General features: G+C 28.8%; 1 protein-coding gene. It reads left to right on the top strand.

The features are described 5' to 3' along the window. Window positions 1-92 precede the first annotated feature (92 nt). Window positions 93-1436, top strand: a complete 1344-nt coding sequence (locus A9996_RS19215; RefSeq protein ID WP_169817281.1) for a serine hydrolase domain-containing protein — start codon at window positions 93-95, stop codon at window positions 1434-1436. Window positions 1437-2067 lie beyond the last annotated feature (631 nt).

The raw sequence follows: 2067 nt of genomic DNA, 5'->3' as shown, positions 1-2067 counted from the left end.
CTATAATAAGTTTTATGTGCATTTTTTTTAAACTGTAACCAAATTAAAAATTTGATAGTCTTATTCATATAAATTATAAAACAATGGATAGAATGAATCGAATTATTAGACCGCAATTTTTAATACTATTATTGCTAATTACATTTTCTTGTAAAACAAACAAGGGTTTCACATCTCAAAATACAAATAAATTTCAGAATGAACATCCCCAATTTTCATCAAAATTTGAAAACCAATTAAAAGAGCTTTACCAAGAAAAAGCTTTGTATGGAGATTTTATTTTTGCCCTAGTTGATCAAAACGGATTAGCTTATTCATTTGCAATTAACAGGGATATTTTAGAGGAAAAAAAATCATCACTTAACAATAATTCTCCTATTTATATTGCATCCAGTACAAAATCATTTACAGGAACGTTACTCAAAATATTAGAACAAAAAAATATACTTGATTTAAACAAATCACTTAACGATTATCTTCCCCAATTAAATTTTAAAGACAGTATAAATACAAAAAAAATAACAATTAAGAACCTTTTGAACCACACTCATGGTGCATTTAGCACAAGTATGACTTGGAAAACAGCCTTTTTGGGATATAGCGGAAGGAATGAAGAACTAATCAACGACCTAAATACCGACTTCATATATGACCCATCAGGCAAATTTCGATACTCAAATGTTGGCCCTATCATTGCTAGTATGGTAGTTTATAACGTTACAGGAAAATCGTGGAAATCAGAAATGACAGATTATATTTTCACACCCCTAAAAATGGAAAATACCAGTACAAATGTTAGCGATTATGACCTAGATGATATTCGTCCATCGCTTACCGTTTCAAAGGATAAAGGAGTTGTTGAAAAGGGTCTTTACAAAGAAGATGTTACAATGCACGCAGCAGGTGGTATAATATCAACTATAAATGACCTTTCTAAATGGTTAAGTGCAAACATTAGAGAAGACAGTATTTTAATGGATAAAAATTCTTGGTCAGAACTTCATACTTCGACCACACCGCAAGACAAAGAATACTTCACTTACCAACGCACGGGCTACAGTTTGGGCTGGGACGTTGCGGAATATCAAAAAGAAAAAATTTTGACTCGCTTTGGTGGTTTGGCAGGAATAAGTTTCCATATTTCGTTTATGCCAGACAAAAAATTTGGAATTATTGCATTCTCAAATGACAACAGGGCTTATCTATTGCCTCATTTAATGGCAGATTATGCATACAATCTTATAAACGAAATGCCAGCAGACAGTATTTTTAAAAGTGAGAAACCAAAATTTGACAAAAGTTTTAAGAGTGAGAATGAAATCTTATACCCAACAGATTCGCAAATTCTAACTATAAACAATGATAATGACAAAATAATTGGCACATATCAAAATACGGAGAATTGGCCCACTATTTCGATTGTCAAAAAAGACTAATTTCTATATTTTTAATTGGGGAATTTTAAATGGAAAAATCTATGAAAACAAAGATGGAGGATATTTGAGTAATTTGGGAGTGTTAACAAGAGAATTTGAGATAAAAAATGATACTATTTTGACAGGTTCGTTGATTTACAAAAAAGGGAATGAATAAAAAACATCACACAACAACGTACATAAAAAATAGTGCGAGTTGTTGCTAACACAAAGTTTCGGACATTTTTCGAAAATGACCAAATTTCTAAATTTGACAAATTTTCAAAAATAAAATATTCAGTAAAATTTAAATATGCGGATTGTGTTTTGCAATTATTAACTGAATTTAATACTTTTAAGAAAATCATAATTTTTAAATTAAGAATTGATTACTGTTTTCAACTTGAAAACATCTTAATATTAATGTAATTACAAACAATATATGACTGTAAACAAAGTTGAGAGATTGATATCAATATCTATTGTATAATCAATTATAATTAGACAAAAAAAATAACTATTTTTACAAGGAAGATAGTATCTAATCTTATTGAGAAGAATTAAATTTAAGTCATCTCAAATAGTATATTGAAATAATGACCGNTAACAACTGCATAAAAAGAAATTTTTTTAAATATTTATTACAAATCAC

Origin of the sequence: Gelidibacter algens, from assembly GCF_001678675.1 — a bacterium.
In the GTDB taxonomy this organism is placed as follows: domain Bacteria; phylum Bacteroidota; class Bacteroidia; order Flavobacteriales; family Flavobacteriaceae; genus Gelidibacter; species Gelidibacter algens.
Note: the sequence above shows the minus strand (reverse complement) of the source record. Positions and strands in the feature narration are given on the sequence as shown.